Here is a 23309-nt window from a genome sequence, read left to right as displayed (position 1 = left end):
AATCAGAACAATTTTTTTGACCAGCCTAGCTTCGAGCTTAATGTGTTGAAATAGCTGTAGTCTTTTGGATGGATCAGGTTCAGGTGATAATCGCAGCGGCGAATGAGCACGTCTTCACCCTCCTGTATCGGCAGTGCAATCTGGCTGTCGCAGCTGATCTCCAGGTCGCTCCGGCGGTGTGAGAACCGCAGGCGGATAGTGCTGTCGCCGTTGATGACCAGCGGGCGCGCAGAGAGCGTATGTGGGAACATCGGCACCAGCGTTATGGCATCCAGCGAGGGAGTGAGGATCGGGCCTCCGGCCGAGAGTGAGTAGGCCGTGGAGCCTGTCGGGGTAGAAATAATCAGGCCGTCAGAACGCTGGGAGAACGCGAAAATCTCGTCAATATAGACTTCGAATTCAATCATGTGCGCCACTTTTCCGGGGTGGAGAACCACTTCGTTAATGGCGGTGCTGATGCGTTTCTGGCAATCCTGCTGGCACACCTGAGCTTCCAGCAAAAAGCGTTTTTCGCTGATGTAGTGGCCTTCCAGTACGTCGGCAAGCTGCTGTTGGGCGTTGTCCGGGTCAAGGTCAGTTAAAAAACCCAGATTGCCTCGGTTGACTCCGATAACCTTGATGTCATAGCGGGCCAGGGTGCGGGCCGCACCAAGCATATTGCCATCGCCGCCTACCACTACCGCCAGATCGGCCTGTTGACCAATCTCTGCCAGCGTGCCGGTTTTGACACCTTTGAGCTGCAGCTCCTGGGCGATTTGCTGCTCAACCATCACGTCATAGCCCTTGCCACTCAGCCAGCGATACAACATTTCATGTGTCGTCAATGCGGTGGGGTGACGCGGGTGCCCGACGATCCCAATACACCTGAAATGATTATTCATTTTCTGGAGGTCCTTGTGCCTGATGAATGATGACAATCTGTCTTGTTCCCTTGAATCCCGGAAACTGATCCCCATAATAAGCGAAGTTAGCGAGATGAATGCAGAAAAACGCGGAGAAATTCATGAGTAGTAAAGAACAGAAAACGCCTGAGGGGCAAGCCCCGGAAGAAATTATCACGGAACAGCACGACGAGGTTGAGGCCGTAGAGTCAGACGCGTCTGCTGATCAGGTGGACCCGCGCGATGAAAAAATTGCCAACCTGGAAACTCAGCTGGCAGAAGCGCAGAATCGCGAACGCGAAGCTGTACTGCGCATCAAAGCGGAAATGGAAAACCTGCGTCGTCGTACCGAGCTGGACGTTGAGAAAGCGCATAAGTTCGCGCTGGAGAAGTTTGTCAACGAACTGCTGCCGGTGATCGACAGTCTCGATCGTGCCCTGGAAGTGGCTGACAAGGCTAACCCGGACAACACGGCGATGATCGAAGGTATCGAACTGACGCTGAAATCCATGCTGGATGTGGTTCGCAAGTTCGGCGTGGAAGTGATTGCCGAGACCAACGTCGCGCTGGATCCAAACGTTCACCAGGCGATTGCTATGGTGGAATCTGACGACGTTCAGGCCGGTAACGTGCTTGGCGTGATGCAGAAAGGCTATACCCTGAACGGCCGTACCATTCGCGCAGCGATGGTGACCGTGGCGAAAGCGAAAGCGTAATTTGCCGACCCGTAGTGCCGGGTGGCGGCTTCGCCTTACCCGGCCTACAACATTACTCGGCGATACTTTCGCGTAAAGGCTTAACGGGCAGGACCTTCACCTGCTTAATCATGTTGTCCTGTACGTCCAGAATATCAATATCGTATTGATCGATGCGCACCCGCGTGCCCGCCGCCGGGATCTCCTCCAGTGCTTCCAGAATCATCCCGTTCATGGTGCGTGCTTCATCTTCCGGCAGCTGCCAGTTAAAGGCTTTATTAAGCTCGCGAATGTTCGCGCTGCCATCAATCAGAACCGAGCCGTCGTTTTGTGGAGTGACTTCCTCTGCGAGAGAAGGTGACATGGAGGTCGTAAAGTCCCCAACGATCTCTTCCAGAATATCTTCAACCGTCACCAGACCCTGAATGTCGCCATATTCATCGACCACCAGACCCACTTTCTTCTTGTTACGCTGAAACTTCACCAGCTGCGTGCTGAGCGGCGTGCCTTCCGGTACGTAGTAAATTTCGTCGGCGGCGCGCAGGAGCACCTCTTTGGTGAACTCTTTTTTCTCGGTCATCAGGCGATAGGCCTCACGTACGCGCAGCATGCTGATGGCGTCGTCCAGCGAGTCGCGATAAAGCACGATGCGGCCATGCGGAGAGTGCGTCAGCTGGCGGACGATGGCTTTCCAGTCGTCGTTGATATCGATTCCGACAATTTCGTTGCGCGGCACCATGATGTCGTCGACGCTGACCTTTTCCAGATCTAACACCGACAGGAGCATGTCCTGGTTGCGGCGCGAAATTTGCGAGCGGGATTCATTCACGATGGTGCGCAGTTCGTCTTTGCTGAGCGCGCTGCTGATGGTGACATCCGCTTTTATGCCCACCATACGCATCAGCAGCCGGGTGACCATATTGAGCAGCCAGACCAGCGGCATCATCAGGATCAGCAGCGGTGCCAGCAGGAAGCTGCTCGGGTAGGCGACTTTTTCGGGATAGAGCGCGGCGACGGTTTTGGGTAGCACTTCGGCAAACACCAGCACCACAAACGTCAGTACGCCGGTCGCAATGGCGACGCCCGCGTTGCCGTAAAGGCGCATCCCGACGATGGTGCCGAGCGCGGAGGCGAGAATATTGACCAGGTTATTGCCGATAAGCACCAGGCTAATCAGGCGGTCAGGTTTACGCAGCAGCTTTTCCACACGACGTGCGGCACGGTTACCTTGCTTCGCGCGATGACGTAACCGATAACGGTTTAGCGTCATCATGCCGGTTTCCGAGCCAGAGAAATAGGCGGAGATGACCACCATGACGATCAGCGTGACGATCAGCGCGGTGGTAGAGATGTGTTCCAGGGGGAACTCCTTTATGACTTAACCAGCAAATTGCTGTATGAAGCGGCTGCCAAAATAGGCAAGAGTAAGAATGCCTGCACCCGCAACGTTGAACCAGACCACGCGGCGACCGCGCCAGCCTTCATGATAATGGCCCCATAACAGGACAATATAGACAAACCACGCGATGATGGAGAGAACGGCTTTATCAATATTCTCCACGTTGAACAGGTTTTTCATATAAAACAGGCCGGTACAGAGCGTGAGCGTGAGCAGAACAACGCCCACCTGCGTGATATGGAACATCTTACGCTCAATCACCATCAGCGGCGGCATTTCATGATTAAAGGCCAGCTTTTTGTTTTTCAGCTGGTAATCAATCCAGGCCAGCTGCATGGCATAGAGCGCGGCAATAATCAGGGTGGCATACGAGAACAGCGACAGGCCGATATGCACCAGCATTCCCGGCGTGGCTTCCAGATGAGTAATAAACTCGTTGGGCATAAAAGTGGCTAAGGCCAGATTGATCAGCGCAAAGGCGTAGATTATCGGCAGCAGCAGCCAGCCGCGATTTTTGGACGCCACGATGGTCATCACCGTACAGATCATCAGGCTTACCAGCGAGCCCACGTTCAGCACGCTCAGATTTTGCACGCTGCCATCGCCGGGCAGGATACGTGATTCCAGCGCAAAGGCGTGGCTAATCAGTGCGATCACCGCCGAAAGAATGGCCATGCGCCGCCAGCCGCTGTTTTTTTGCAGCAGGCCGGGAATAATCAGCGCGAGGCTGACAGAGTAGGCAACAAGGGCGATCAGTGCGAAAACGGGCATATAGGCGTCGACAGTTGTCTTAATAAGAAAGAGAAGCAGTATAACGTTACGTGACGCCTGCTCCAACCGTTGCATAACAACAAAGCTGCCTTCATGTTATACTCCGGCAAAATTCTGTGTATGTGTCGCTTATGCGACCCAACGTTTCTACCCAGGCGAGAGACAATGTTTGATAATTTAACCGATCGTTTGTCGCGCACGCTGCGCAACATCAGCGGCCGCGGACGCCTTACTGAAGAAAATGTTAAAGAGACGCTGCGCGAAGTCCGCATGGCGCTGCTCGAAGCCGACGTGGCGCTGCCGGTCGTGCGTGATTTCATCAACCGCGTGAAAGAGAAAGCGGTTGGGCATGAAGTTAACAAAAGCCTGACCCCGGGTCAGGAGTTCGTCAAAATTGTCCGTAACGAACTGGTTGCGGCGATGGGCGAAGAAAACCAGGTGCTTAACCTGGCCGCTCAGCCACCGGCCGTGGTGCTGATGGCGGGTCTGCAGGGTGCGGGTAAAACAACCAGCGTCGGTAAGCTGGGTAAATTCCTGCGCGAGAAGCACAAGAAGAAAGTGCTGGTGGTCTCCGCGGACGTTTATCGCCCGGCGGCGATCAAACAGCTGGAAACGCTGGCTGAGCAGGTTGGCGTGGATTTCTTCCCGTCTGACGTCGCTCAGAAACCTGTCGACATCGTGAACGCGGCGCTGAAAGAAGCGAAGCTGAAGTTCTACGACGTGCTGCTGGTGGATACCGCTGGCCGTCTGCACGTTGACGAAGCGATGATGGACGAAATCAAGCAGGTTCATGCCTCTATCAATCCGGTAGAGACCCTGTTTGTTGTCGATGCCATGACCGGTCAGGATGCGGCAAATACCGCGAAAGCCTTCAACGAAGCGCTGCCGTTAACCGGTGTGGTGCTGACCAAAGTGGACGGTGACGCCCGCGGCGGTGCGGCGCTCTCTATTCGTCATATCACCGGTAAGCCGATCAAATTCCTCGGTGTTGGTGAAAAAACCGACGCGCTGGAGCCGTTCCACCCGGATCGTATTGCCTCCCGTATCCTCGGCATGGGCGACGTGCTGTCGCTGATTGAAGATATCGAGAGCAAAGTTGACCGCGCGCAGGCCGAGAAGCTGGCCAGCAAGCTGAAAAAAGGCGATGGGTTTGACCTCACCGACTTCCTTGAGCAGCTGCGCCAGATGAAAAACATGGGCGGCATGGCGAGCCTGATGGGCAAACTGCCAGGCATGGGCCAGATCCCGGACAACGTGAAGTCGCAGATGGATGACAAGGTGCTGGTGCGTATGGAGGCGATCATTAACTCAATGACGCTGAAAGAACGTGCGAAGCCAGAAATCATCAAAGGTTCGCGTAAACGCCGTATCGCCGCAGGTTGCGGTATGCAGGTGCAGGACGTAAACCGTCTTCTGAAACAATTCGACGACATGCAGCGCATGATGAAGAAAATGAAGAAAGGCGGCATGGCGAAGATGATGCGCGGGATGAAGGGGATGATGCCCCCAGGATTCCCTGGCCGCTAATCGATTCTGGCCTGGCTTGTTAGCCATTTTGGCACCGGGGTGTGCTCGTCATCCTCACGTACTGCGTGTACGCTGCGGTGACTGCGCGCACGCCGGCACCAAACTGACTGCACCGCCGACGGCCTTTTACAGCAGAATATGAACTGCTGATTGCAATTTCCCCAGAAATCAGTAAAATTTTCGGGCTTTTAATATGACACCCGGGCTCCGTTCCTCGATGGGGCCCGGTTGTTTTATTCACACAAGAGGATGTTATGGTAACTATTCGTTTAGCTCGTCACGGCGCTAAAAAGCGTCCGTTCTACCAGGTTGTTGTAACCGACAGCCGTAATGCACGCAACGGTCGCTTCATCGAGCGCGTTGGTTTCTTCAACCCACTGGCCGCTGGCGCAGAAGAAGAAACTCGTCTGGATCTGGATCGTATCGCTCACTGGGTTGGCCAGGGCGCTACCGTTTCCGATCGCGTTGCTACGCTGATCAAAGCAGCAAACAAAGCAGCTTAATCTGTCACGGTGGTCATGATGAGCAATAAAGCACCTGTTGAACCGATCGTATTGGGAAAAATGGGTTCTTGCTACGGTATCCGTGGTTGGCTCAGAGTGTTTTCCTCCACTGAAGACGCTGATAGCATTTTTAATTACCAGCCCTGGTTTATTCAGAAGGCCGGTAAGTGGGAAGAGGTCGAGCTGGAAAGCTGGCGTCACCACAATCAGGACATCATCATCAAGCTGAAAGGCGTTGACGATCGTGATGCCGCGAATGCGCTGACTAATTGTGAAATTGTCGTGGATTCGTCGCAGTTGCCACAGCTGGAAGAGGGCGACTACTACTGGAAAGACCTTATGGGTTGCCAGGTGGTCACTACTGAAGGCTACAGCCTGGGGAAAGTCATCGATATGATGGAAACCGGGTCAAATGACGTTCTCGTCATTAAGGCAAACCTGAAAGATGCATTTGGCATCAAGGAGCGGTTGGTTCCGTTTCTCGATGGACAGGTTATCAAGAAAGTCGATCTCACTACTCAGACGATTGAAGTAGATTGGGATCCTGGTTTTTAAATTCTCCGGATAAACGGTAAAAGACGGCGCTATGTGGATTGGCATAATTAGCCTGTTTCCTGAAATGTTCCGCGCGATTACTGATTACGGGGTAACTGGCCGGGCAGTAAAGAATGGCCTGCTGAGCATCCAGAGCTGGAGTCCTCGTGACTTCACGCATGACCGGCACCGTACCGTGGACGATCGTCCTTACGGCGGCGGACCGGGGATGCTGATGATGGTGCAACCCTTACGGGACGCCATTCACACAGCAAAAGCCGCGGCGGGTGAAGGCGCAAAGGTGATTTATCTGTCACCTCAGGGACGCAAGCTTGATCAAGCGGGCGTGAGCGAACTGGCGACGAATCAAAAGCTGATTCTGGTCTGTGGTCGCTACGAAGGGATAGATGAGCGCGTAATTCAAACCGAGATTGACGAAGAATGGTCTATCGGCGATTACGTTCTCAGCGGTGGTGAGTTACCAGCAATGACGCTGATTGACTCCGTTGCCCGGTTCATTCCGGGTGTACTGGGCCATGAAGCATCGGCAACGGAAGATTCGTTTGCCGATGGATTACTGGACTGTCCACACTATACTCGTCCTGAAGTGTTAGAAGGGATGGACGTCCCGGCAGTGTTACTGTCCGGAAACCATGCCGAGATACGTCGCTGGCGCTTGAAGCAGTCGCTGGGCCGAACCTGGCTTAGAAGACCTGAACTTCTGGAAAACCTGGCTCTGACTGAAGAGCAAGCAAAGTTGCTGGCCGAGTTCAAAACCGAACACGCGCACCAGCAACATGAACATGATGGGAAGGCGTAATACGCTCCCGAATATCAGTTTACCCAGGATAAGAGATTAAATTATGAGCAACATTATTAAGCAAATTGAACAAGAGCAGATGAAGCAGGACGTACCTTCCTTCCGTCCGGGTGACACCGTGGAAGTGAAAGTATGGGTTGTTGAAGGTTCCAAAAAACGTCTGCAGGCATTCGAGGGCGTGGTTATCGCTATTCGTAACCGCGGTCTGCACTCTGCATTCACTGTTCGTAAAATTTCCAACGGCGAAGGCGTTGAGCGTGTCTTCCAGACTCACTCTCCGGTAGTTGACAGCATTGCTGTTAAACGTCGTGGTGCTGTACGTAAAGCTAAACTGTACTACCTGCGTGAGCGTACTGGTAAGTCTGCTCGTATTAAAGAGCGTCTGAACTAAGATTCGCTTAAGCGACATCCTGTTAAAGGGGCTGGCCGAAAGGCTGGCCCTTTTTTATTTCATCGCACTCCTCGCGTTAACTCTTTTGTGATAAATCGTTTACAATGCCTGCCTCTTTAACGGAGGGTAAGTGAATAACGTACTGCATCAGCATACCTGGAAACGCACAGCGGCATTGACCGCGCTGTTCGCGATCCTGCTGATCGTCGTGGCACCGCTTATCTCCGTTGCGCTGCAAAAAGATCCCATGAGCGCCATGCCGGGCATGCATCATGATATGAGCATGATGTCGATGGATGAGCATCACGGCGATATGCAGCACTCGCTCCCCGTCGATCATGCCGAAGCGTGTGGCTATTGCGTGCTGCTGGCGCATGTGCCGGGCATGATGCTGGCGCTGATCGTCCTGCTCGTTGCGATAGTGCAACGGCTTCGCGTGAGGCCGCCGCGGCAGGCGGTTAGCCACTGGCACTTTTTCCCCTGGCTCTATCCTGATACCCGCGCGCCGCCGCGTTGGTCTGCTTTTTCCCTTTAAAAAACAAAATCGATAACTTTTTGCCTGAAAAAGGAAAAGTATGACAACCTGCACTCCGCGCGCGGCATGGGGAAACCTGCTGCGTCGACTTCATTTCTATGTCGGGCTATTTGTTGGTCCGTTTATCTTCTTCGCCGCGCTGACCGGCACGCTTTACGTGGCGACACCGCAGCTGGAAAATGCGCTCTACCGACATGCGCTGCACACGGATAACGTGGGTGAACCTCAGCCACTGGCGGCACAAATTGCCGTGGCGGAAAACGTCGTGGGTAAAGAGTTGCGTTTGCACGCCGTTCGCCCGGGGCTGGCCGATGGCGACACTACCCGGGTGATGTTTGCCGACCCAACGCTTGGGCCATCTGAAAACCGGGCTGTCTTTATCGATCCGGTTAGCCTGGCGGTGCTGGGCGATATGACGGTGTACGGCACCAGCGGGATTTTGCCGCTGCGTCAGACCATTGATTATCTGCATACTTCGCTGATGCTGGGTGATGTGGGGCGTCTATACAGCGAGCTGGCTGCCTCGTGGATGTGGATCGCCGCGCTCGGCGGTATCGCCCTGTGGTTTTTCACTCGCCCTAAGCGGCGCATTAACAACCGCTTCCAGAATCGTCGGCGTTTACATGTCACATTAGGCTGGATCCTGCTGGGCGGGATGTTGCTTTTTTCGGCTACCGGTCTGACATGGTCGCAACTGGCCGGGGGCAATGTGGATAAGCTGCGCGCTGGGATGAACTGGCTTACGCCGCAGGTGAACACCACCCTCACGGGCATACCGGAAGTACACGAGGAACATGCTGAGCACCACGGACACCATGCCGGAATGAAGATGCCTGAAATGGCGCTGGATCTGACGCTGTTTGATAGCGTTTTGAACTCTGCCCGCAAGGCCGGGATCGACGCCAGTAAGCTGGAGATCCGCCCGGCAAAAATGGCCGATCGGGCCTGGACGGTGACTGAAATCGATCGCCGCTGGCCGACCCAGGTGGACGCCGTTGCCGTTGATCCGCACTCAATGCAGGTTACGGACAGCACCCGCTTCGCTGACTTCCCGCTAATGGCAAAACTCACCCGCTGGGGAGTGGATTTCCACATGGGCATTCTGTTTGGCCTGGTGAATCAGCTACTGCTTATCGCGTTTGGTACTGCGCTGTGCGTACTCATCCTCTGGGGATACCGGATGTGGTGGATGCGCCGTCCGGCAAACTCCGCGGTGAACCCGGTGCAAACGCTCTGTCAGAGCTGGCTGGCATTGTCGGGATGGGGAAGGGGAGTGACGGTGACGATAAGCGTCCTGCTGGGGCTGGCGCTGCCGGTGATGGGCGTGAGTCTGGCAATCTTTATCGTCATCGACTGGCTGCGCTGGCGAGCGGCATCAGGCGTGTCGCTCGCTGAATCATCCGTTAAATAACCCTATGGCGTGCTGATGACCACCGCAACCCGGCGGTTTTCAGCACGCCCTTGTGGGGTACTGTTGCTGGCAACGGGATATTTTTTGCCGAGTCCCTGCGTGGTGAGATTGCCACGGGGGATATTTGCCCCTTTCGCCCAGGCGTCGGCAACGGCATTAGCGCGCTTTAACGAAAGTGCTTCGTTGTAGCTCTCTTCTCCGTAGTTATCCGTATGTCCGTCCATTCGCGCATGGTTTAAACCGGTTGCCGCAAGGCGGGAAGCCATAGTCCGGATTTGCGTTTCGCTTTCCGGGCGTAGTCTGGCATCGTTTTTATCAAACAGGATCTTATCTGACAGGCCCAGAGACCAGTCCCCGTTCAATTCATTGAAACCGTAGGACTGCATGGCGGCGATTTGCTCGGCGGTGAATTTCCCTTTTGGCGGGGCCTGACAGCCTGCCAGGACAAGTGATGCCATAAACAGGGGCGCGAGGTATCGCTTTAACATACCGTATTCCTTTCTAAGAGAGTGTTTTGGTTCGCTGGTTTTTCACCAGGTACATGTTGCGGTCGGCCTGCTCCAGTAATGCCTCCACGGAGGCATTTTCCCACGCCAGTGCATAGCCAATGCTGAGTGACATTGATGCCGTGTGCCCGTTATGGACATCAAACGGACGGATGAATCGTTGCGCCAGGGCAGCGCAAATATGCTGAACCTCGTTTTCTGAATGGACGCCGTACAGGATCATCGCAAATTCGTCCCCGCCAAGACGGTAAGATCGGTGATGCTTTTGTCCGAACTCGACCATTCTTTCGGCGACATCAATTAATACGCCATCGCCTGCGGCATGGCCCCAGGTGTCGTTGATATATTTGAAATTGTCGCCATCCAGGAACAGCAGGGCGGAATGTGCCTTAGCGGACGCGTCATTCATCAGGGCGGCAATGCTGTTACGAAATGCCGCCCGGTTTGCAAGGCCTGTCAGGGGATCGTGCATGGCGGTACGCAGAAGCTGGGCATTCTTTGCCTGAAGCTTAAGCTGCCACTCTTCCATCTCATCCAGCAGGCTGTTGAAATCTTCACCGAACTGGTGAAACTCTTCGATACGCCCTTCCTTTACACGCCGCGAGAAATTGCGGTTGGTGCGCACATCATGAACGACATCGGTAATGTTTTGCATGGCGATGACCATGCCATGGTGTAACGAGCGCGTCAGGGTAAGGGCAACGGCAGAGGCTAAAAGAATGCAGCCGGTGAGAACCGCAAACGACATCCAGAGGAAATGGCCGATCAGGCTGTCGCGTGCGGTCAGGCGAATTTCGCCGATCCTGCTTCCGTTGTGCATAATCGGCTGTGAAACCGGATTGGGAAACAGCCAGCGGCTGACCAGCGTGCCCAGGGTGTCGCTATTATCCTGCGGGTTCCAGGACCAGTATGCGAAGCGTTTCTCATGAACGTTGAGCACTTCCGCTGCGGCGAACTGCCCCTGCTTGCCAAGGGTGGTGAGGGTTTCATTTGCCGCCAGCGAATCGTTGAAGACCAGGGACGCTTCCAGATTGTGACTCATGGTCGCCCCCGTTAATTCGAGATTCTTTTGGGCGTATTCCTTTAATGTCACGACGGAAGCAAAGCTGAGTAACAACCATATAAACGTCATTGTTACTATTACGCTTATCATATTGATACGCCTCAGTGTTCTTTTAAACGTCGGACGTGGTGCTGAAGTGAAATCCTTATTCATGCTTTGTATTCCGTGCAAGCATTAATACATCCGGATTGACTCTTACGCCACTGCGTGAAAGCGCATCCAGATTGACGGAAAACCTAACCCGGCCACCTTCAAATATCAGACAAAAGGCGCTGCCAATAATGCATTCCGGGTTCTGCTCTGAGAGTAACAGCAATGCCCGGCCCTGATACTGGCTTATTAATTCAAGCTGCTTTGCCGGTGATTCCGAGCCGAAATAAATGGCGTCGCAAGTTGCTGAGAGTGCTTCTTGATCGTTGCGTACAATGACGGGTGTATAAGGCAAAATGCTCTGCCCCTCATTCCGGGCGCTGAGCGCCTGGCTATAGCGCGAAGAGGTGTAAATACAGAGCACAGGCTGGCCTGCGAGGGATGGCCAGCGGGTGTAACTGACGATACCCGATACAATAGAACGAACCGATTTATCCGTTTCTGTTAGGGCGACTGCGGCTGCCTGACCCATAAAAAGAAGCAACAGGAGCGCCAGAGTGAGCCGTGATAAAGAGATCAAGAATGATTTTCTCATCAGAATCCGCCATATCGCTCAGGGGCCAGATGCCTTAACAACGTGATGGCAGAATAACGTCGTTTAATATAGCCGTCATTATGTCAGAAAATTCCTGCTGTGCTGTAGGTAAAATCTTACAGTCGCATTTCTTGTGAATGCGGAATAATCAATTAAGCCGACTGCTTTTGATGCTTTCATCCATTCCCTTTTGCCACGCCTCGTGCAGCTTCAGGGCTTTTTCTGTGCCTTCACAACTGGCCGGAAATGATTTACCCGCTAATCCCCTGGCGTGAATAAATTCTTCTTCGCAGACTCTTTTTTGACCATCGGCGTAGCCGCGCAGATAGGCATGTCGATCGACATGCCTGTCGTTAAGGTTATCGGCCAGCATCGCGTTATCTTTAACAGGCAGGCCGTTCATCGCGTCCTCTTTCCCTGCGGTAAACCAGTCAGGACTTGTCCAGTCTGGTTGAAAGGTGTACGGGTCAATCTGGCAGCCTGCCAGACATAGCATCAATAGTGCAGACGCGATTGCACGCATAGTAATTCTCCTTTTCTTATCAGCATAGCGTGACAAACTCATCAAGGGTGTAATTTTAAGTTTACGATTTTGACGCCTGAATTTTGCTAATAAATGGCTTTTGTAAACATATCTGTACGTATTATGGATTGAAATCTTTACTTATTGTGGTATCGTTGCTTTACCTCTTAGAGGAAACCACTATCGCAAACGAGCTTTACAGGACTGCCATCATGCAAAAAGACGCGCTGAATAACGTACACATTACCGACGAACAGATTTTGATTACTCCGGATCAGCTGAAAGCGGAGTTTCCGCTGAGCGCGGCACAAGAGGCTCAAATTGAGCACTCTCGCCAGACCATTTCTGACATCATTGCCGGACGCGATCCGCGCCTGCTGGTGGTATGTGGCCCTTGCTCTATTCACGATCCTGAAGCCGCCATTGAGTACGCTCGTCGGTTTAAAACATTAGCGGAGGAGGTCAGCGATAGCCTCTATCTGGTAATGCGCGTCTATTTTGAAAAGCCACGTACGACCGTTGGCTGGAAAGGGTTGATCAACGACCCACACATGGATGGCTCGTTTGACGTGGAAGCAGGCCTGAAGATAGCGCGTAGCCTGCTGGTAGAGCTGGTCAGCATGGGGCTGCCGCTGGCAACCGAAGCGCTGGATCCGAACAGCCCGCAATACCTTGGCGATCTGTTTAGCTGGTCTGCGATTGGTGCACGCACCACGGAATCACAAACTCATCGTGAGATGGCCTCTGGCCTCTCTATGCCGGTTGGCTTTAAAAACGGTACCGACGGCAGCCTGGCGACGGCAATCAACGCAATGCGCGCCGCTGCGATGCCACACCGCTTTGTTGGAATCAACCAGGCAGGGCAGGTTTGTCTGCTGCAAACACAGGGCAACCCGGATGGACATGTGATCCTGCGCGGCGGTAAAGCACCGAACTACAGCCCTGCGGACGTGGCACAGTGTGAAAAAGAGATGGAACAGGCGGGACTGCGCCCGGCTCTGATGGTAGATTGCAGCCATGGTAATTCCAATAAAGATTACCGTCGACAGCCTGCGGTGGCGGAGTCTGTGGTCGCGCAGATCAAAGATGGCAACCGTTCTATTATCGGTCTGATGATTGAAAGTAATATTCATGAAGGTAATCAGTCATCAGAACAACCGCGCAGCGCAATGAAGCATGGCGTATCCGTGACGGATGCCTGCATCAGCTGGGAAACCACCGATGCGCTGCTGCGTGAGATCCATAAAGATTTAAGCGGCCAGCTGTCGACGCGTCTGGTTTAAGAGGTTAGTTATGGTTGCTGAATTGACCGCGTTACGCGATCAAATAGATGAAGTGGACAAGGCGCTGCTGGAACTGCTGGCGCGCCGTATGGCGCTGGTTGCCGAGGTAGGTGAAGTTAAAAGCCAGTACGGCTTGCCGATTTATGTCCCGGAGCGCGAAGCGTCAATGCTGGCCTCCCGCCGTAAAGAAGCACAGGCGTTGGGCGTCTCGCCGGATTTAATTGAAGACGTTCTGCGCCGCGTTATGCGCGAATCCTATTCCAGCGAAAACGACAAAGGCTTCAAGACGCTCTGCCCGTCGCTACGACCGGTGGTGATTGTGGGCGGCGGCGGGCAGATGGGCCGACTGTTTGAGAAGATGCTGACGCTGTCGGGCTATCAGGTGCGCATTCTGGAAAAAGAAGACTGGGCGCGCGCGCCGGAGCTGACCGCCGATGCGGGGATGGTTATCGTTAGCGTGCCTATCCACGTAACGGAGCAGATCGTTGGGAAACTTCCTCCGTTGCCGGACGACTGTATCCTGGTCGATCTGGCCTCGGTCAAAAATGGTCCGCTACAGGCGATGCTGGCAGCGCACAGTGGCCCTGTTCTTGGGCTGCACCCGATGTTTGGCCCGGACAGTGGCAGCCTGGCAAAACAGGTGGTGGTGTACTGCGATGGCCGCCAGCCAGAAGCCTATCAGTGGTTCCTGGAACAGATTCAGGTGTGGGGCGCGCGTTTGCATCGCATCAGCGCCGTGGAGCACGACCAGAACATGGCGTTTATCCAGGCGCTGCGCCACTTTGCGACCTTTGCCTACGGGCTGCACCTGGCAGAAGAGAACGTTCAGCTTGAACAACTGCTTGCGCTCTCTTCGCCGATCTATCGTCTGGAGCTTGCGATGGTCGGGCGGCTGTTTGCGCAGGATCCGCAACTGTATGCCGACATTATTATGTCATCGGAGAATAACCTCGCGCTGATCAAACGCTACTACCGGCGTTTTGGTGAAGCCATCACCTTGCTGGAGCACGGCGATAAGCAGGCGTTCATCGACAGCTTCCGTAAGGTTGAGCACTGGTTCGGTGATTATGCGACGCGGTTCCAGAGCGAAAGCCGCACGCTGTTGCGACAGGCAAATGACAGTCGCCAGTAATGCGATGATGTATATACTGAAAGCCAGCAATGCTGGCTTTTTTCATTTTGGGGAACTGTCATGTCCGAACCACAGCTGCTGTTAAATTACTCCGGCCACCTGCCGGAATGCCCGACGTGGAGCGAGGAAGAGCAGGCGCTCTACTGGGCGGATATTCTCGAAGGCGAGATCCACCGCTTTCATATCGCCACTGCGGAACATACCGTACTTTCGTTTCACGAAGAGGTGGGCTGTTTTGCCCTGCGTGAAAACGGCGGTTTCATTGTCGCGATGCGTAACGCCATCTGGCTGACCGACAAGCATGGTCTGCTCCGGCAAAAGGTCTGCGATAACCCCTCTAACCCGCAGTTGGCGCGTTTTAATGATGGGGGCACCGACAGTGCAGGGCGTTTTTACGCGGGCACCTTTTGGGGGCCAGGCGACTACAACGGTGCCATGCTGATGCGCATTGCTAACGACCTGACGCCTAAAGTCATCCAGTGGGACATCCAGGGACACAACGGCCTGGCGTTTACTCAGGATAAAAAATGGATGTTTACCTCCGACACGCCAAACGGCGTGATTTACCGAACGCCGCTGGACGAGCAGGGTGAGCTGGGTCAACGTGAAGTATTTCGCCGCTTTAAAGAGGGTGAGGGCATACCTGATGGTGCGGCGACGGACATTGAAGGCTGTTACTGGAGCGCGTTGTTTGACGGCTGGCGTATCGCGCGGTTTTCGCCGCAGGGCGAGCAGCTTGAAGAGTATCGGCTGCCGGTGCGCTGCCCGACGATGGTCTGTTTTGGTGGAGAGGATATGAAAACGCTGTTTATCACCACCACGCGGGAAAATATGGATGAGGAAGAGCTGGCGAACTATCCGCTCTCAGGGGCGATCTTCACCCTGCCCGTCAGCGTGGCAGGTGTGAAGAAAAGCCGGTTTATCGAACGTTAAGCCGGGTCGACCGGCACTACGTTTTCGCTCGGATAGCAGCCCAGGACTTTCATAGAACGCGTGATCTTGCCAAGCTCACGCAGGGCTTTCTGCATGGATGCAGACTCCAGGTTGGCCTGGATATCAAGATAAAACATCTCTTCCCACGGGTTGCCGTTAATCGGGCGGGACTCCAGCCGGGTCATGATCAGATTGTGATTACGCAGAACCAGCAGGGCTTCAACCAGCGCACCTGCCTGTTGACCGGTCGCCATCAGCAGGGTGGTTTTAGCGGGGACCTGATCTGACACATCGATCGCCTTGCGAGCCAGCACCACGAAGCGAGTGATATTTTGCGTCTGGTTAGCCAGATTTCGCTCCAGCACCTGGAGGCCATACAGCGCACCGCCCGCTTCACTGCCGAGGGCGGCAACGGACGGGGAATTGGCCTGAGCGACCTTTTCCATCGCTGCTGATGTGCTTTCGGTATACTCGATTTTCCAGTGTGGATAGCGGTTCAGGAACTGGCTGCACTGCTGGAAAGGTTGCGGATGGCTGTAGACCGTCTCAATTTTATTCAAATCCGTCGAGCCGGAGACCAGCACGCAGTGGTCAATTGGGATCGTCAGCTCGCCAACCAGAGACAGGGTGGTGTGTTGCAGCAGGTCGTACACGTCGTTAATCGCGCCGGAGCTGGTGTTCTCTATGGGGACGACGGCGTAATCCGCCTGGCCGGTTTCAACCTGATTGAAAATGTCGGCAAACTTCGCGCAGCCGCTTTCGATAAACTCTTCGAAATGGCGGGCCGCATACTGACGTGCCGCCAGATGTGAGTAAGAGCCTTTTGGCCCCAGAAACGCGATACGCGCGGAGTGTGGATTGGTCTTGTTCAGATGCTGTTGCAGCAGCGCCTGCTGGGTCAGAACAGAATCTTCAATGATGAGCTGGAACAGCCGGGTAATGTAATGCGCATCCAGATGATGCGCTTTGCCGAGGTGGATCAGACGTTCAAGCAGATCGCGCTCGCGGTCGATATCGCGCACGGGGCGGTGTGAATCCAGCTTGGCTTTGCCAACTTCCACTGCCAGAGTGCGTCGCTCGGCCAGCAGGGCCAGTAATTTTTCGTCCAGCGCGCTGATCTTTACGCGCAGGTCCAGTAACGGGTTTTCCGGTGTCATAGTGTTGTCTGTCTCATTTATCGTTATCAATAAAAAAGGCCTCCCGGTTGGGAGGCCTTATTGTTCGTCTTCGCATTCTTTATCACACGACGAAACGCCTCCCAATCAGGGGAAGGTAAAAAAGAATGCGAAGAAAAACGGCGTATGTTTCATAGGGTCATCCTGAAATTGATACCGTTAAAGTACCCGTACTGTTTTCATCCTGTCAATAAAAAACGCGCCCGAAGGCGCGTTGGCGGTACACTCAATTTAAAGGATTACTCTTCTTCAACTTCTTCCGCGAAGCTGGCGTCTTTCACCGATGTTGTGGCGCGACGGGCTTCACCTTTGTGTTGCACTTTATTGAGCTGCCGTTCCAGCTTGTTGATCAAATCGTTGATAGCGGTGTACATATCCTCATGCTTCGCGCTGGCGACCAGATGGCCGTTTGGAGTATTGATAGTTGCGTCAGCGATGAAACCCTGCGGCTCCTTAGACAGAATGATATGTGGGTTAATCAAATGTGTTTGCCATTTATCCAGTTTGGCGAGACGGTCTGCGACGTGCTGGCGAATTGCCGGAGTAATTTCCATTTGTTTACTGGTAATGTTCATTGGCATAAATTTTACCTCTTGTCTTTCCGTCTTGGTGATTCCAGCATACCTCTTCGAATGTCAAATTGTGTGATCTAAATCACGTATTTTTGTCACTTTTTGTCAACCGTATTATTTTGTGAGGCAGGGCAGGAAGAGGTGAGATTTACCTTGTCGAAGTCAGGAATTGCGGTCATAGTTGACGGGTTGTGTTGAGTCCAACGCGCTTCAGACGTAAACGAAAATGAATAAAAAAACGGCAGCCCCAGGGCTGCCGTTTTGCGTTTGAACCTGTATCAGGTATTGCTGCTGTTTGCGGCGATGATTTTAGCCACTTTTTCAGCCTGCCCGGTCATTTGCATCTGACGGTAAGCGTTCTCCATCAGCTTCAGGCCATCACGTGTAGCCTGCGTGTCCGGATAGTCGCGCAGCATGCCTTCGACACGGTTAACCACCGCAACCCAGGCGCCACGGCGAGTGTAGTATTCCGCCACAGAGTATTCGTATTTAGCCAGACGGTCTTTCAGGAACACCAGACGTTTGGTGGCGTCAGTGATGTACTGACTGTTCGGATAACCGCGCACCAGTTTTGAGAAGTCGTTGAAGGCGTCACGCGCGTGCTGCGGGTCACGGTCAGAGCGATCCACGCCGAAGAAGCCCTGCAATGCACTGTCATCCAGCGCCATATTAGTCAGGCCACGCATGTACATGACATAATCGATGTTAGGATGAGTTGGATTCAAACGCATGAAGCGATCGATGGTGGCCTGAGCCAGCGGCAGATCGGCATTTTTGTAATAGGCGTAGATGAGATCTAACTGTACCTGCTGCGAATACGGGCCAAACGGATAGCGATTATCCAGCGCTTCCAGTTGCGTTATCGCCTGTTTCCAGTTACCGTCCTGCAGTTTTTGTTGTGCAGTCGCATAGATTTCATTCGGCGGATTGTCAGGGACCTGTTCATTTGAACCGGAGCAGCCCACCAAAGCCAGGCTCAACGTGGCCGCTGCCACCAGATATTTCATGCGCGTCATGACGTTTTGACTTTCCTCAAATGTTTGTCCGGGAGAATCTCTGTTCCTGCTCCCGATTAAGACCAGCTACAATAGCACACTATATTAAACGGCAAAGCCGTAAAACCCAACGTTAAACGAAGAAGCAGTTTATGGCACAACGAGTAGAACTCACCGCAACAGTCTCCGAAAATCAGCTCGGTCAACGCTTAGATCAAGCTTTGGCCGAATTGTTCCCTGATTATTCGCGTTCACGCATAAAAGAATGGATCCTTGACCAGCGCGTGCTGGTAAACGGCAAGATCTGGGACAAGCCAAAAGAGAAAGTGTTTGGTGGAGAAGCTGTCGCCATCAACGTTGAAATTGAAGAAGACGTCCGCTTCGAACCGCAGGATATCCCGCTGGACATCGTCTATGAAGATGACGATATTCTGGTGATCAATAAGCCGCGTGGGCTGGTTGTTCATCCGGGTGCTGGCAACCCTGACGGTACGGTGCTTAATGCGCTTCTCCATTATTATCCGCCAATCATCGACGTTCCTCGCGCCGGGATTGTTCACCGTCTGGATAAGGACACCACCGGATTAATGGTGGTGGCAAAAACCATCCCGGCCCAGACCCATCTGGTTGAATCCCTGCAGCTGCGCGAAATCACGCGCGAATATGAAGCGGTAGCGATTGGTCATATGACGTCTGGCGGCACGGTTGACGAGCCGATTAGCCGTCACCCAACAAAGCGCACCCATATGTCCGTTCATCCCATGGGTAAACCGGCGGTAACGCATTACCGCATCATGGAACATTTCCGCATTCATACGCGCCTGCGTCTGCGTCTGGAAACGGGGCGTACGCACCAGATCCGTGTCCATATGGCGCACATTACTCATCCGCTGGTGGGTGATCCGGTCTACGGTGGTCGCCCGCGTCCGCCAAAGGGCGCATCCGAGGAGTTTATCAGCGTACTGCGTAAATTTGACCGCCAGGCGCTGCACGCCACAATGCTGCGTCTTTACCATCCTGTCACCGGTATTCAAATGGAGTGGCATGCGCCTATCCCACAGGATATGGTGGAACTTATCGACGCGATGCGTGCCGATTTTGAAGAACATAAGGATCACGTGGACTGGTTATGACCAAACTGATTGTTCCGGAGTGGCCGTTGCCTGAAGGCGTGGCTGCCTGTAGTTCGACCCGTATCGGTGGCGTCAGCCAGGGGCCTTGGGCGTCGTTGAACCTCGGTGCCCATTGTGGCGACAGCCCGGAGCATGTCGAAGAGAACCGCCGTCGTCTGTTTGCTGCGGGGAATTTGCCTTCAAAACCGGTCTGGCTGGAGCAGGTTCACGGTACGGGCGTTCTGAAGTTAACAGGGGAACCTTATGCTTCAAAACGCGCCGATGCCTCTTACAGCAATACTCCGGGAACAGTCTGTGCCGTTATGACGGCCGATTGCCTGCCCGTTCTGTTTTGTAACCGTGCGGGTACAGAGGTCGCGGCTGCGCATGCGGGCTGGCGTGGCCTGTGTCAGGGCGTGCTGGAAGAGACCGTCGCCTGTTTCGAAGATAACCCTGCCAATATCCTTGCCTGGCTCGGTCCGGCAATCGGCCCACGCGCGTTTGAAGTCGGGCCTGAAGTTCGCGAAGCATTTATGGAGAAAGATCCGCAGGCGGTCGAGGCGTTTACGCCCGTGGGCGATAAATATCTGGCCGATATTTATCAGCTTGCACGCCAGCGCCTCAATAATATCGGGGTGACGCAGACCTTCGGCGGCGATCGCTGTACGGTCACCGAAACGGGTGATTTTTTCTCCTGGCGTCGCGACAAGACGACAGGGCGTATGGCAAGTTTCATTTGGCTGATATAACCTAAAGAATCAAGACGATCCGGTACGCGCCGTTTTCTTTTCGCATAATTCAGGTCATTAACCTTGAATAATTGAGGGATGACCTCATTTAATCTCCAGTAGCAAATTTGACCTGTTATGGGAGGAGTTATGCGTCTGGATCGTCTTACTAATAAATTCCAGCTTGCTCTCGCCGATGCCCAGTCTCTCGCACTCGGGCACGACAACCAATTCATCGAACCTCTTCATTTAATGAGCGCCTTACTGAATCAGGAAGGGGGATCGGTACGTCCATTATTAACCTCTGCTGGCATTAACGCTGGCCAGTTACGCACGGCAATTGATCAGGCGTTGAGCCGTTTACCGCAGGTCGAAGGGACCGGTGGTGACGTACAGCCTTCGCAGGATCTGGTACGCGTGCTGAACCTTTGCGACAAGCTGGCGCAAAAACGTGGGGACAACTTTATTTCGTCAGAGCTGTTTGTTCTGGCGGCGCTTGAATCACGCGGGACGTTGACCGACCTGTTGAAATCTGCCGGCGCAACCACCGCCAACGTGACTCAGGCGATTGAGACAATGCGCGGAGGTGAAAGCGTGAACGATCAGGGAGCCGAAGACCAACGTCAGGCTTTGAAAAAATTTACGGTCGATCTGACCGAGCGTGCTGAGCAGGGCAAACTGGACCCGGTTATCGGCCGTGATGAAGAAATTCGCCGTACCATCCAGGTTCTGCAGCGCCGTACCAAAAACAACCCGGTGCTGATCGGTGAGCCGGGTGTCGGTAAAACCGCCATCGTTGAAGGGCTGGCGCAGCGTATCGTGAATGGCGAAGTGCCGGAAGGGCTGAAGGGCCGCCGCGTACTGGCGCTGGATATGGGCGCGCTGGTGGCCGGTGCGAAGTACCGCGGGGAGTTCGAAGAACGCCTGAAAGGCGTGCTCAACGATCTGGCGAAGCAGGAAGGTAACGTCATTCTGTTTATCGACGAACTGCATACTATGGTGGGTGCCGGTAAGGCCGACGGTGCGATGGATGCCGGGAACATGCTGAAACCTGCGCTGGCGCGCGGTGAACTTCACTGTGTGGGCGCGACCACGCTTGATGAGTATCGCCAGTACATTGAGAAAGATGCCGCGCTGGAACGTCGCTTCCAGAAAGTATTTGTGGCCGAACCAAGCGTCGAAGATACCATAGCGATCCTGCGTGGCCTGAAAGAGCGTTATGAGCTGCACCACCATGTGCAGATCACTGACCCGGCCATCGTGGCGGCGGCGACGCTTTCGCATCGTTATATTGCTGACCGTCAGTTGCCGGATAAAGCGATCGACCTTATCGATGAAGCGGCGTCCAGCATCCGTATGCAGATCGACTCGAAACCGGAAGAACTGGACCGACTCGATCGCCGAATTATTCAGCTCAAGCTGGAACAGCAGGCGCTGAAAAAAGAGTCTGATGAGGCCAGCAAGAAACGCCTGGATATGCTCAACGAGGAGCTGGACGAGAAAGAACGCCAGTATTCAGAGTTAGAAGAAGAGTGGAAGGCGGAGAAAGCCTCACTCTCCGGGACGCAGACAATAAAGGCGGAACTGGAACAGGCGAAAATCGCTATTGAGCAGGCGCGACGCGTTGGCGATCTTGCGCGGATGTCTGAACTGCAGTACGGCAAAATCCCTGAGCTTGAAAAACAGCTCGAGATTGCTACGCAGTCCGAAGGCAAAACGATGCGTCTGTTACGTAATAAAGTGACGGATGCGGAGATTGCCGAAGTGCTTGCGCGCTGGACGGGTATTCCGGTCGCTCGCATGCTGGAGAGCGAACGCGAAAAACTGCTCCGTATGGAACAGGATCTGCATCATCGCGTTATTGGTCAAAACGAGGCGGTTGAAGCGGTCTCTAATGCCATTCGTCGTAGCCGCGCGGGGTTATCCGATCCGAATCGTCCAATCGGCTCGTTCCTGTTCCTGGGGCCGACCGGTGTGGGTAAAACCGAGCTGTGTAAGGCGCTGGCGAACTTTATGTTCGATAGCGATGACGCGATGGTTCGAATTGATATGTCCGAGTTTATGGAGAAACACTCCGTCTCGCGTCTGGTCGGTGCGCCTCCAGGATACGTGGGTTATGAAGAAGGGGGCTATCTGACGGAAGCGGTGCGTCGTCGTCCTTACTCCGTCATCCTGCTGGATGAAGTGGAAAAAGCGCACCCGGATGTCTTCAACATCCTGCTGCAGGTTCTGGACGATGGTCGTCTTACGGACGGGCAGGGGAGAACGGTCGATTTCCGCAACACGGTTGTCATCATGACCTCGAACCTGGGTTCAGATTTGATTCAGGAACGCTTTGGCGAACTGGATTACGGTCATATGAAAGAACTGGTGATGGGCGTGGTGAGCCATAGCTTCCGTCCGGAATTCATCAACCGTATCGATGAAGTGGTTGTGTTCCATCCTCTGGGTGAGAAACATATTGCTTCGATTGCGCAGATCCAGCTGCAGCGACTGTACAAACGTCTGGAAGAGCGTGGATATGAAATTCACATCTCTGACGATGCGCTGAAACTGCTGAGCGAGAACGGGTACGATCCGGTATACGGGGCGCGTCCGTTGAAACGTGCTATCCAGCAGCAGATTGAAAACCCGCTGGCACAGCAGATACTGTCAGGCGAGTTGATTCCGGGTAAAGCTATCCGCCTGGAAGCCAACGAAGACCGAATTGTGGCAGTGCAGTAAGTCACAAAACGCAAAAACGGGCCGCTTGCGGCTCGTTTTTGTTTAAAAACCAGGCAAGAATTAAGTTCTGAGATGTGTTTTGCCTGGAAAGTGAGCAGTCAGTAAATAATTTTCACTTTGCACTTGCAGCCTCAGAATAACTCCCTATAATGCGCCTCCACTGACACGGAACAACGGCACACACGCCGCCGGGTCAGCAGAGAAAAGCAAATTAAACGCTTGACTCTGAAGCGGGGAAGCGTAATATGCACACCCCGCGCCGCTGAGAAAAGCGAAGCGGCACTGCTCTTTAACAATTTATCAGACAATCTGTGTGGGCACTCAAAGTGACATGGATTCTTAATGTCTCCGGACAATAAATGAATACCAAGTCTCTGAGTGAACATACGTAATTCATTACGAAGTTTAATT

General features: G+C 53.8%; 25 protein-coding genes and 1 other annotated feature. Of the genes, 14 read left to right on the top strand and 11 right to left on the bottom strand.

Translation table 11 applies throughout. The features are described from left to right. Positions 1-2: 2 nt before the first annotated feature. Positions 3-881 (bottom strand): NAD(+) kinase, encoded by an 879-nt coding sequence (gene nadK / locus ACWKX3_RS22455; RefSeq protein WP_042321716.1) that lies wholly within the window; start codon positions 879-881, stop codon positions 3-5. Positions 882-1003: 122 nt separating this feature from the next. On the opposite strand from nadK, the gene grpE reads away from it, so the two are divergent. Next, positions 1004-1597, top strand: coding sequence for a nucleotide exchange factor GrpE (grpE, locus tag ACWKX3_RS22450; RefSeq protein WP_042321711.1), 594 nt, complete (start codon positions 1004-1006; stop codon positions 1595-1597). 52 nt (positions 1598-1649) lie between these two features. Here grpE and ACWKX3_RS22445 read toward each other — a convergent pair whose 3' ends face one another. Continuing rightward, on the bottom strand, positions 1650-2936 hold the full coding sequence (locus ACWKX3_RS22445) for an HlyC/CorC family transporter (RefSeq protein ID WP_042321706.1): 1287 nt from the start codon (positions 2934-2936) through the stop codon (positions 1650-1652). Between the two features lie 18 nt (positions 2937-2954). After that, positions 2955-3746 (bottom strand): cytochrome C assembly family protein, encoded by a 792-nt coding sequence (locus ACWKX3_RS22440; protein WP_220710464.1) that lies wholly within the window; start codon positions 3744-3746, stop codon positions 2955-2957. 165 nt (positions 3747-3911) lie between these two features. Here ACWKX3_RS22440 and ffh point away from each other — a divergent pair, with 165 nt between their 5' ends. The 7 genes from ffh to ACWKX3_RS22405 all read left to right on the top strand — a co-directional run bounded on the left by ffh (position 3912) and on the right by ACWKX3_RS22405 (position 9467). Further along, positions 3912-5273, top strand: coding sequence for a signal recognition particle protein (gene ffh, locus ACWKX3_RS22435; RefSeq protein WP_006178054.1), 1362 nt, complete (start codon positions 3912-3914; stop codon positions 5271-5273). A 254-nt stretch (positions 5274-5527) separates the two neighbouring features. Further along, on the top strand, positions 5528-5776 hold the full coding sequence (rpsP, locus tag ACWKX3_RS22430) for a 30S ribosomal protein S16 (RefSeq protein ID WP_003863133.1): 249 nt from the start codon (positions 5528-5530) through the stop codon (positions 5774-5776). A 15-nt stretch (positions 5777-5791) separates the two neighbouring features. Continuing rightward, entirely contained in the window at positions 5792-6331 is a 540-nt protein-coding gene (rimM, locus tag ACWKX3_RS22425) for a ribosome maturation factor RimM (RefSeq protein WP_006178053.1), read from the top strand. A 31-nt stretch (positions 6332-6362) separates the two neighbouring features. Next, positions 6363-7130, top strand: coding sequence for a tRNA (guanosine(37)-N1)-methyltransferase TrmD (gene trmD, locus ACWKX3_RS22420; RefSeq protein WP_006178052.1), 768 nt, complete (start codon positions 6363-6365; stop codon positions 7128-7130). A gap of 43 nt (positions 7131-7173) precedes the next feature. Next, complete coding sequence (gene rplS, locus ACWKX3_RS22415; protein WP_006178051.1) at positions 7174-7521, top strand: 50S ribosomal protein L19; 348 nt, start codon at positions 7174-7176, stop codon at positions 7519-7521. Between the two features lie 130 nt (positions 7522-7651). Beyond that, positions 7652-8056 (top strand): DUF2946 domain-containing protein, encoded by a 405-nt coding sequence (locus ACWKX3_RS22410; protein ID WP_088209391.1) that lies wholly within the window; start codon positions 7652-7654, stop codon positions 8054-8056. A gap of 40 nt (positions 8057-8096) precedes the next feature. Beyond that, entirely contained in the window at positions 8097-9467 is a 1371-nt protein-coding gene (locus ACWKX3_RS22405; protein WP_454542499.1) for a PepSY-associated TM helix domain-containing protein, read from the top strand. Between the two features lie 2 nt (positions 9468-9469). On the opposite strand, the gene ACWKX3_RS22400 is transcribed toward ACWKX3_RS22405, so the two are convergent. The 4 genes from ACWKX3_RS22400 to ACWKX3_RS22385 all read right to left on the bottom strand — a co-directional run bounded on the left by ACWKX3_RS22400 (position 9470) and on the right by ACWKX3_RS22385 (position 12244). Next, positions 9470-9955, bottom strand: a complete 486-nt coding sequence (locus ACWKX3_RS22400; RefSeq protein WP_006178048.1) for an OmpA family protein — start codon at positions 9953-9955, stop codon at positions 9470-9472. 13 nt (positions 9956-9968) lie between these two features. Continuing rightward, positions 9969-11189, bottom strand: coding sequence for a diguanylate cyclase DgcN (gene dgcN / locus ACWKX3_RS22395; RefSeq protein WP_137273489.1), 1221 nt, complete (start codon positions 11187-11189; stop codon positions 9969-9971). After that, positions 11182-11721 carry a YfiR family protein gene (locus ACWKX3_RS22390; protein ID WP_058608436.1) on the bottom strand — a complete coding sequence of 180 codons (540 nt, stop codon included), beginning with the start codon at positions 11719-11721 and terminating at the stop codon, positions 11182-11184. Before ACWKX3_RS22390 ends, dgcN begins: the two co-directional genes overlap by 8 nt. Positions 11722-11869: 148 nt before the next feature. After that, positions 11870-12244 (bottom strand): DUF2799 domain-containing protein, encoded by a 375-nt coding sequence (locus ACWKX3_RS22385; protein WP_454542498.1) that lies wholly within the window; start codon positions 12242-12244, stop codon positions 11870-11872. A 212-nt stretch (positions 12245-12456) separates the two neighbouring features. Here ACWKX3_RS22385 and aroF point away from each other — a divergent pair, with 212 nt between their 5' ends. The 3 genes from aroF to ACWKX3_RS22370 are packed head-to-tail and all read left to right on the top strand — an operon-like array spanning position 12457 to position 15592. Then, positions 12457-13527, top strand: coding sequence for a 3-deoxy-7-phosphoheptulonate synthase AroF (aroF, locus tag ACWKX3_RS22380; protein ID WP_042321696.1), 1071 nt, complete (start codon positions 12457-12459; stop codon positions 13525-13527). 10 nt (positions 13528-13537) lie between these two features. Beyond that, on the top strand, positions 13538-14659 hold the full coding sequence (gene tyrA, locus ACWKX3_RS22375) for a bifunctional chorismate mutase/prephenate dehydrogenase (RefSeq protein ID WP_088209387.1): 1122 nt from the start codon (positions 13538-13540) through the stop codon (positions 14657-14659). A gap of 60 nt (positions 14660-14719) precedes the next feature. After that, positions 14720-15592: an SMP-30/gluconolactonase/LRE family protein gene (locus ACWKX3_RS22370; protein WP_454542497.1), complete on the top strand. Its 873-nt coding sequence runs from the start codon at positions 14720-14722 to the stop codon at positions 15590-15592. Here ACWKX3_RS22370 and pheA read toward each other — a convergent pair. The 4 genes from pheA to bamD form a co-directional block, all read right to left on the bottom strand. Next, a complete protein-coding gene (gene pheA, locus ACWKX3_RS22365; protein ID WP_006178041.1) occupies positions 15589-16749 on the bottom strand; it encodes a bifunctional chorismate mutase/prephenate dehydratase in 1161 nt (386 codons plus the stop codon). The two genes, ACWKX3_RS22370 and pheA, sit on opposite strands and share 4 nt — an antisense overlap. A 29-nt stretch (positions 16750-16778) precedes the next feature. Next, positions 16779-16903 (bottom strand) — a sequence feature (Phe leader region). Beyond that, on the bottom strand, positions 16855-16902 hold the full coding sequence (gene pheL, locus ACWKX3_RS22360; RefSeq protein ID WP_001386991.1) for a pheA operon leader peptide PheL: 48 nt from the start codon (positions 16900-16902) through the stop codon (positions 16855-16857). Its footprint overlaps the feature before it by 48 nt. Before the next feature lie 103 nt (positions 16904-17006). Then, entirely contained in the window at positions 17007-17348 is a 342-nt protein-coding gene (raiA, locus tag ACWKX3_RS22355; protein ID WP_042321693.1) for a ribosome-associated translation inhibitor RaiA, read from the bottom strand. A 269-nt stretch (positions 17349-17617) separates the two neighbouring features. Continuing rightward, positions 17618-18355, bottom strand: a complete 738-nt coding sequence (bamD, locus tag ACWKX3_RS22350) for an outer membrane protein assembly factor BamD (RefSeq protein ID WP_006178039.1) — start codon at positions 18353-18355, stop codon at positions 17618-17620. A gap of 131 nt (positions 18356-18486) precedes the next feature. Here bamD and rluD point away from each other — a divergent pair, with 131 nt between their 5' ends. The 3 genes from rluD (at position 18487) to clpB (ending at position 22898) form a co-directional block, all read left to right on the top strand. After that, the gene (gene rluD / locus ACWKX3_RS22345) at positions 18487-19467 is read left to right on the top strand and encodes a 23S rRNA pseudouridine(1911/1915/1917) synthase RluD (RefSeq protein WP_006178038.1); all 981 of its coding nucleotides are present in this window, start codon (positions 18487-18489) and stop codon (positions 19465-19467) included. Then, entirely contained in the window at positions 19464-20195 is a 732-nt protein-coding gene (yfiH, locus tag ACWKX3_RS22340; protein ID WP_454542496.1) for a purine nucleoside phosphorylase YfiH, read from the top strand. Before rluD ends, yfiH begins: the two co-directional genes overlap by 4 nt. Positions 20196-20324: 129 nt before the next feature. Further along, positions 20325-22898 carry an ATP-dependent chaperone ClpB gene (gene clpB, locus ACWKX3_RS22335; RefSeq protein ID WP_058608431.1) on the top strand — a complete coding sequence of 858 codons (2574 nt, stop codon included), beginning with the start codon at positions 20325-20327 and terminating at the stop codon, positions 22896-22898. The last annotated feature ends 411 nt before the right edge of the window (positions 22899-23309 follow it).

It is taken from the genome of Enterobacter sp. UPMP2052 (assembly GCF_053709675.1).
The sequence above is the reverse complement of the archived record's forward strand: the minus strand, read 5'-3'. Positions and strand labels throughout refer to the sequence as shown.